This window comes from Phenylobacterium sp. (genome assembly GCF_036263695.1).
Classification (GTDB): Bacteria; Pseudomonadota; Alphaproteobacteria; order Caulobacterales; family Caulobacteraceae; genus Phenylobacterium.
In genome coordinates this window covers 1-7,385 of record NZ_DATAGM010000001.1, presented here as the reverse complement: position 1 = coordinate 7,385, position 7,385 = coordinate 1, and the positions used below count along the sequence as shown (strand labels likewise).

Here is a 7,385-nt window from a genome sequence, read left to right as displayed (position 1 = left end):
CGCCAGCGCAATCAGCCGAGGCACTCCTGGGCTCCGCTCCTGGCGCGCCCGCGCGCTATTGACCTTCGATCCCATGGCTGATGCGAGCCTGCCGGCTTCGGTCAGTCAAGGACGCGCCTGCTGCGCGCCGCGGAGCGATTGGCCCGCAGAGGCGGTGCTTGAGAGACCGGATCTCGCAGGCATGATGGCTGGTATGGGTTTGAAGCCCCTTCCTCCCCTGCGGAGCCGGGGAGTGGGGACCGACCGCCGAAGCTGGCGCCAGCCGGCTGAAGTACGGGGCGGGGAGGGGGCGAGCCGCCTGCGTCGAGCGGGGGGAACTGCAGGTTGGAGCGTTCCCGTGGGCCGCGCCTGGGCTTGCCCTTTCCACCACCCGCTCTTCCGCCGGCCTTCGCCGGCTTCGGCGGGCGGTCCCCCTTTCCCATGAATGGGAAAGGAAAGGATCACCCGGAGGCGCGGTGATCCTCCAGGATTTCCTGGAGCACCCTCGGCGCGTTGGCCGCGTCCGGGTGGTTGCCCGGAGGGCCCGCCAGCAGGATCAGGGCCTTCCAGAGGGCCCAGCCGCGGCCGCGGGCCCAGGTTCCGGGATCCAGGGGCAGGGCGTCGCGGAAGGCGGCGCGGGCTTCGGCGTCGAACAGCGTCCAGGCGATGGTGAGGTCGCAGGCGGGGTCGCCGACGCTCATGATGCCCCAGTCGATGACCGCGCTGAGCTTCCCGTCCTTCACCAGCAGGTTGCCCGCCGCGACATCGCCGTGGGACCAGACGGGCGGGCCCTCCCATTGCGAGCCCAACGCCGCCTCCCAGACCTCTTCGGCCAGTGCGGTGTCGATCTCCCCCTCCAGGTCGGCGAGGGCTTCGCGGGTCTGGGCGTCGTAGACGGCCGGCGACAGGCCGCGCAGGAAGTTGTGCGGTCCGGGCGCGGGGCCGCCGGCGGTGTCGAGGCCCTGCAAGGTCTTGAGGAAGGCCGCCAGGTCGCGGGCGAAGGCGGGCGTGTCGGGGACGCGCTCGGCTGAGGCGGTCTCGCCGTCGATCCAGCGGTAGATGGACCAGCGCCAGGGGTAGCCGTCGGCCGGCTGGCCCAGGGCCAGCGGCTCAGGGATCGGCAGCGGCAGCTTCGGTGCGAGCGTGGGCAGCCAGGCCTGCTCCTTGTCCACCTGGGCCGCGTAGCTCCAGGCCCTGGGCAGCCGCACGGACATGTCCGGGCCGAGGTGGAAGCTGCGGTTGTTGTTGCCGCCGAACGCCACCGGGCGCACCTCGAGGTCGGCCCACTGCGGAAACTGCGCAGCCACCAGGCGGCCCACGAAGGCCGCGTCGATCTTCACTTTCATCGGGGAAATTGTCTCGGAGCTTGTTGACAGCAACCGACTCTCGCCGGCGCGTCACGCGCCGGGCGTCGGGACCTACTTCGGCCGCTCCGGTGGACTCAGTGTAGCGGCGGCGCTTGGCGCCGCAAGCCCTAGCGGTGAACCGTCTGGTTCAGCGCCCGCGCCTTGGCCTGGTCCGCGGTGCTCTGCTCGCGCAGGGCGGCCAGGTCCTCGCTGATCTTGAAGATGGCCACGTAGAACTCGCAGAAGGAGCGCCACAGCAGCGCGAGGGCGCCCAGGACGATCAGCCCCGCGACCAGCAGCGGGATCGCCAGCAGCACGCCCATGAAGTTACCGCCGGTGGCTTCGCGCAGGGCGACGCCCACGGCCGCCCCGACCATGCCGAAGCCCATCAGCACGATGATCGCCAGGCCCGCCCAATAGATCAGGTGGACGACCGAGTTGGTCATCAGCTTGTCGAAGGTGAGCAGGTCCCAGAGCAGCCGGCCCGAAAGGCCGCGGTCCGTGGATTGTGTCGGTAGACGCATGCGTGGTCCGAGCCTCGGGCGCGATCACCGCCCCGTCCAGTGGTGTGAACCGCTACCAGCCGATCCGCTGCGCCGCAACGGCGCAAACGCCGCGCCTGCGCGCTGGTAGTGGAGTGTTGCAGAGGGCCATCTAGATGGTCCCCACGGTCTTGAGCCGGGCCCGGGGGTGCACCTCGTTCTGGCTCATCACCGGCGTCTGGCCGCGGAACCGCTCGATCAGAGAACGGACGTAGGGCCGGATCCCCGGACTGACCAGCAGCACCGGCGACTCGCCGGAGAGGGCCGCGCGCTCGAAGGCCTCGCGGATGGCGCGGACGAACTCCTGCAGGCGCGAGGGGGCCAGCGCCAGCTGCCGGTCCTCGCCCTGGCCCACCAGGGCGTCGGCGAAGGCGTTCTCCCAGTCCGGGGAGAGGGTGACGATCGGCAGGGCGCCGTCGTCGCCGCGGTAAGCGAAGGAGAGCTGGCGGGCCAGGCGCGTGCGCACCTGCTCGACCAGGGTGGTGATGGAGCTGGTGTGCGGGGCGGCCTCGCCGATGCCCTCCAGGATGGCCGGCAGGTCGCGGATCGACACCCGCTCGCGCAGCAGGGCCTGCAGCACCCGCTGCAGGGTGGTGCTGGTGACGATGCTGGGGACCAGGTCCTCGACCAGCTTCTTCTGGGCCTCGGGCAGCTCTTTCAGCAGCTTCTGCACCTCCGCGTAGGAGAGCAGGTCGGCCATGTTGTCCTTGAGGATCTCGGTCAGGTGGGTGGTCAGCACGGTGGCCGGGTCGACGATGGTGTAGCCGCGGAAGGTCGCCTCCTCGCGCAGCGCATCGTCGATCCAGGTGGCCGGCAGGCCGAAGGCCGGCTCGCGCACGTGCTCGCCGGGCAGCTCCACCTGGCCGCCGCGCGGGTCCATGGCCATCAGCGCCCCGAGCCGCACCTCGCCTTGGCCGGCCTCCAGCTCCTTGATGCGGATCAGATAGCCCTGGGAGGGCAGGCGCATGTTGTCGAGGATCCGCACAGCCGGCATGACGAACCCGAAGTCGGCCGCCAGCGTGCGGCGCAGGGCCTTGATCTGGTCGGTGAGGCGGCGGCCCTCGAGATCGTTGATCAGGGCCAGCAGGCCGTAGCCCAGCTCGATCTTGATCTCGTCGATGGCGAGGGAGTTGGAGATCGGCTCGTCCTGCTCCTCTGCGGAGGCGTCGACGACGGGCTCAGGCGGCGGCGGCTCCAGCGCCTTCTGGCTCCGCCGCCAGGCGAGTACGCCCGAGGCCACGGAGACGGCGGCGAAGGGGATGATGGGCATGCCGGGGATCAGGGCGACCACCCCGGCGCAGGCCGAGACCATGCCCAGCGAGACCGGGTTCATGGCCAACTGGGTGACCAGCGCCTTGTCCGCCGCGCCCTCGACGCCCGCCTTGGAGACCAGGAGGCCCGCGGCGATGGAGATGATCAGCGCCGGGATCTGGCTGACCAGGCCGTCGCCGATGGTCATCAGGGTGTAGGTGGAGGCCGCGACGCCCAGCGGCACCTCGTGCTGAAGGACGCCGATCAGGATGCCGCCGATCACGTTGATCGCGACGATCATCAGGCCGGCGATGGCGTCGCCGCGGACGAACTTGCTGGCGCCGTCCATGGCCCCGAAGAACGTCGACTCCTGCTCCAGCTCCTTGCGCCGCTTCTTGGCCTCGCCCTCGTCGATCAGGCCGGCGGAGAGGTCGGCGTCGATAGCCATCTGCTTGCCAGGCAGGGAGTCCAGGGTGAAGCGGGCGGAGACCTCGGCGATCCGGCCCGAGCCCTTGGTGATCACCACGAAGTTCACGATCACCAGGATGACGAATACGATCACCCCGATGACGTAGCTGCCGCCCATCATCAGGTTGCCGAAGGCCTCGATGACCTTGCCGGCCCCGTGAGCGCCCTCGTGGCCGTGGCTGAGGATCAGCCGGGTCGAAGCGATGTTCAGCCCCAGCCGGAACAGCGTGGTGACCAGCAGCACCGTCGGGAAGGCGGTGAACTCCAGCGGCTTCTTCATCAGCAGCGCGGTCATCAGGATCAGCACCGCGCTGGTGATCGAGAGCGCCAGCAGCCCGTCCAGCAGGAAGGCCGGGATCGGGATGATCAGGAGGACGATGATCCCGACCACGCCGAGCGCCAGCGCCACCTCGCCACGCGCCACCGAGGCCCACATGCCGCGGGCGGTGGGGCGCTGGCCGGGGAGGGCGCCGACGTCGGCCATCAGGCCGCGGCTCCCAGCGTCCGGGCGACCAGCGCGCCGACCTCGGCGTGGATAGCCTCGCGGGCCTCGAGGGAGGCGGTGGTCTCGGTCAAGTAGCAGGTGACGACGATCGGCGGGCCGGCCGGGGGCCAGAAGACGGCGATGTCGTTGGTCGAGCCGTTCATGCCCGTGCCGGTCTTGTCGGCGGCGCGCCAGCCGGCCGGCAGGTCCTTGCGCAGGCGGCGCACGCCGGAGGGCGAGGCGACCATCCAGCCGGTGAGCTTCTCGCGGAAGGGGGCGGGCAGCGCGTCGCCCAGCACGACCCGCTGCAGTGTCCGGGCCATGGCGCGCGGGCTGGTGGTGTCCCGCGGGTCGCCCTTGATGGCGGTGTTGAGCTCCAGCTCGTAGCGGTCGAGGCGGGTGACCCGGTCGCCGAGGCTGGCGGTGTAGGCGGTGAAGCCGGCCGGGCCGCCGATCGTCTTCAGCAGCAGGTTGGCGGCGGGATTGTCGGAGACCTCGACGACGGCTCGGCAGGCCTCCTCGACGGTGATCGAGCCCATCGCCAGGTGCTTCTCAGTGACCGGCGCGTGGCTGCGCATGTCGGCCTTGGTCAGCGCCAGCGGCCGGTCCAGCTTCTCCTCGCCGCGGTCGACCCGGGCCAGGACCGCGGCGGCGAGGATCGCCTTGAAGGTCGAGCACATGGCGAACCGCTCGTCCCCCCGGTGGGCCAGGGCGCGGTCCGTGCCGGGGATGTAGGCGAAGACGCCCAGCCGGCCGCCGGAGCGCTGCTCAAGGGCGGTGAGGCCGCTGTCGGCCGCGAAGGCGGCGGAGGGGGCCAGTGCGGCGAGGCCAGTCAGGACGGTGCGGCGGCGAATCGTCATGGGTTCAGCCTAGTCTGTCTCTGGCCTCACGCCGCGTTGCTTCCGAGCCCACCTTGGGGCGCGGGCACCGCCACGCCGGCTTCGGAATATTCCTTCAGCTTGTTGCGCAGGGTGCGGATGGAGATGCCCAGGATCGTGGCCGCATGGGTGCGGTTGCCCAGGCAGTGGGAGAGGGTGTCCAGGATCAGCTGCTGCTCCATCTCGGCCACCGTCTGGCCGACGAAGCCGCGGTTGGCGCTTTCCGCGGCCTGATAGGCGGCCTGGGCGGCGCGCGAGCCGGGGTCGGCCGGGCCCAGCGGCTGGCCGTCCGGCAGGCGGATGGCGGCCTCTTCGATCTCCGGGCCGACCGACAGCAGCACAGCGCGGTGGATGGCGTTCTCCAGCTCGCGCACGTTGCCGGGCCAGCGGTGGGCGGCGAGGCCCCGCTTGGCCTCGGCGGAGATCGGCTTTTCGGCCACGCCGTTGGCGGCGGCGTACTTCTTGGCGAAGAACTCGGCCAAGGCCACCACGTCGCCGGGCCGCTCGCGCAGCGGCGGGATGCGCAGGTTCACGACGTTGAGCCGGTAGAGCAGGTCCTCACGGAAGGTCCCGTCCTTCACCGCCTGCACGAGGTCGCGGTTGGAGGTGGCCAGGATGCGGATGTCGACCTTCACCGGCTTGGCGCCGCCGACCCGGTCGATCTCCCGCTCCTGGATGGCGCGCAGCAGCTTGGCCTGCAGGCGCGCGTCCATCTCGCTGATTTCGTCCAGCAGCAGGGTGCCGCCGTTGGCCTCTTCGAACTTGCCGATGCGGCGGGCGAGCGCGCCGGTGAAGGCGCCCTTCTCGTGGCCGAACAGCTCACTCTCGAGCAGGTTCTCGGGGATGGCGGCGCAGTTGACCGAGATGAACGGCCGCGAGGATCGGCGCGACTTGGCGTGCACGTAGCGGGCGACGACCTCCTTACCGACGCCGCTCTCGCCGGTGATCAGGATCGAGGCGTCGGAGGCGGCGACCTGGTCGGCCAACTGGATGACCTGCTGCATGGCCGCGTCGCGCACCACCATCGGCCGGTTGTCGTCGGAGACGGCGGCCAGCACGGCGGCGATCAGCTGGGCTTCAGGCGGAAGGGGGATGAACTCCTTGGCGCCCGCGCGGATCGCGGCGGCGGCGCGGTCAGGGTCGGCGGCGACGCCGCAGGCCACCACCGGCACGTGGATCCGCTCGGCCTCGTTGGCCTCGATCAGCGCCCGGATGTCGAGGTCGTAGTCGACCATCAACAGGTCCGCGCCCTGACCGGCGCGCAGGGCGTGGGTCGCCGCCTGGATGGTCTCCACGTGGCTGACTTTGGCGCCCGCGCTCATCGCCATCTTCACGGCGGCGGAGAGTTGCCCGTTCAGTTTTCCGACGACCAGAAGCCGCATGTTCTTGTCTCCCTACTCAGCCGTCGCGGATCACGCGCTGGCGTCGCCGTCCTTGATGATTTCGGTCATGGTCACGCCCAGGCGGTCGTCGACGATGACCACCTCGCCGCGGGCGACGAGGCGGTTGTTGACGTAGATGTCGATGGCCTCGCCGACCTTGCGGTCGAGCTCGAGCACGCTGCCGGAGTTCAGCTGCAGCAGCTGGGCCACCGACATCGAGGCCCGCCCCAGCACCGCCGAGATGGACACCGGCACGTCGAACACGGGGGCCAAGTCGGTGGCGTTCTTCTCGCCCTCCGCCTCGGGCATGGGGACGGGCAGCTGGTCGCCGGGCCCGAAGTCTTCCAGTTTCAGGTCGTCGCTCATGGACATCAGCCTTGGCCGGGGATCAGGGGTTCGGCGTGCAGGCCCTCGGCGGCGAGCGCCGCCTTCAGGGCCTGAGCCACGCGGGCGGCGGCGGCGACGGGGTCGAAGGTCGCCGAGCCGTCGCCGAAGTCGAGGGTGAACTGGGCGCCCCCATGGGCGGGACCGGGACGCACGACCACCTGGCCGCCGTAGCCGATCGCCTGCGCGGTCTCGGCGAGCGGGGCCTGCAGGGCCTCGACCAGCTCGGGGGCGGCGGTGACCACCAGCCGAGGCGCGGCTTCGATCTCGCGGGCCAGGGTCTCCAGCGCGGCCTGCACCGGCGCCTGCGGGAATCGCTCGAGGGCGGCGTCGGCGATCGCCCGGGCGCAGGCCAGCGCGAGCTCGGCCGAGCCCTCCCGGTGCTCGTGGGCGACGGCGGCCAGCCCGGGCAGCGCCGCCTGGCAGGCGTGGGCGACCTGCGCCAGCGCCTGGGCCTGCATGGCGGCCATGCTGGCCAGCGCCGCGCGCTCGCCCTCGGCGTAGGCGGCGGCGCGGATCGCCTCCACCTCCTCGGCCGGGAACAGCCGTTTGGGCCGCGGGGCGGCGTAGGCGACGCCGCCGGCGTCGTCGAACACCGTGTCGAAGTCGAACTTGCGGGGGGCCGATCCGGTCATCAGTAGATCAGCTCATCGTCGCCGCCGGCGCCGGCC

At 71.2% G+C, this 7,385-nt stretch carries 7 protein-coding genes; all 7 read right to left on the bottom strand.

All coding sequences use genetic code 11. From position 1 onward, the window contains the following. Positions 1 to 440: 440 nt before the first annotated feature. The 7 genes from VHK87_RS00035 to VHK87_RS00005 all read right to left on the bottom strand — a co-directional run bounded on the left by VHK87_RS00035 (position 441) and on the right by VHK87_RS00005 (position 7,349). Positions 441 to 1,325, bottom strand: a complete 885-nt coding sequence (locus VHK87_RS00035; protein ID WP_329632852.1) for an aminoglycoside phosphotransferase family protein — start codon at positions 1,323 to 1,325, stop codon at positions 441 to 443. 128 nt (positions 1,326 to 1,453) lie between these two features. Beyond that, positions 1,454 to 1,849, bottom strand: coding sequence for a DUF4282 domain-containing protein (locus VHK87_RS00030; RefSeq protein ID WP_329632851.1), 396 nt, complete (start codon positions 1,847 to 1,849; stop codon positions 1,454 to 1,456). 130 nt (positions 1,850 to 1,979) lie between these two features. Then, on the bottom strand, positions 1,980 to 4,022 hold the full coding sequence (gene flhA, locus VHK87_RS00025; protein ID WP_414694073.1) for a flagellar biosynthesis protein FlhA: 2,043 nt from the start codon (positions 4,020 to 4,022) through the stop codon (positions 1,980 to 1,982). 47 nt (positions 4,023 to 4,069) lie between these two features. Then, positions 4,070 to 4,930 carry a class A beta-lactamase gene (gene bla, locus VHK87_RS00020; protein WP_329632849.1) on the bottom strand — a complete coding sequence of 287 codons (861 nt, stop codon included), beginning with the start codon at positions 4,928 to 4,930 and terminating at the stop codon, positions 4,070 to 4,072. A 26-nt stretch (positions 4,931 to 4,956) separates the two neighbouring features. Continuing rightward, a complete protein-coding gene (locus tag VHK87_RS00015) occupies positions 4,957 to 6,330 on the bottom strand; it encodes a sigma-54 dependent transcriptional regulator (RefSeq protein WP_329632848.1) in 1,374 nt (457 codons plus the stop codon). 30 nt (positions 6,331 to 6,360) lie between these two features. Next, complete coding sequence (fliN, locus tag VHK87_RS00010) at positions 6,361 to 6,696, bottom strand: flagellar motor switch protein FliN (protein WP_414694072.1); 336 nt, start codon at positions 6,694 to 6,696, stop codon at positions 6,361 to 6,363. Positions 6,697 to 6,701: 5 nt separating this feature from the next. Continuing rightward, a complete protein-coding gene (locus VHK87_RS00005; protein WP_329632847.1) occupies positions 6,702 to 7,349 on the bottom strand; it encodes a flagellar assembly protein FliH in 648 nt (215 codons plus the stop codon). Positions 7,350 to 7,385 lie beyond the last annotated feature (36 nt).

What these genes read in the sequence shown, in the direction of transcription:
- flhA (WP_414694073.1), bottom strand. Translation starts at nt 4,022, where the DNA reads ATGTGGGCCTCGGTGGCGCGTGGCGAGGTGGCGCTGGCGCTCGGCGTG.
- VHK87_RS00005 (WP_329632847.1), bottom strand. Translation starts at nt 7,349, where the DNA reads ATGACCGGATCGGCCCCCCGCAAGTTCGACTTCGACACGGTGTTCGAC.
- VHK87_RS00030 (WP_329632851.1), bottom strand. Translation starts at nt 1,849, where the DNA reads ATGCGTCTACCGACACAATCCACGGACCGCGGCCTTTCGGGCCGGCTG.
- fliN (WP_414694072.1), bottom strand. Translation starts at nt 6,696, where the DNA reads ATGAGCGACGACCTGAAACTGGAAGACTTCGGGCCCGGCGACCAGCTG.
- bla (WP_329632849.1), bottom strand. Translation starts at nt 4,930, where the DNA reads ATGACGATTCGCCGCCGCACCGTCCTGACTGGCCTCGCCGCACTGGCC.
- VHK87_RS00035 (WP_329632852.1), bottom strand. Translation starts at nt 1,325, where the DNA reads ATGAAAGTGAAGATCGACGCGGCCTTCGTGGGCCGCCTGGTGGCTGCG.
- VHK87_RS00015 (WP_329632848.1), bottom strand. Translation starts at nt 6,330, where the DNA reads ATGCGGCTTCTGGTCGTCGGAAAACTGAACGGGCAACTCTCCGCCGCC.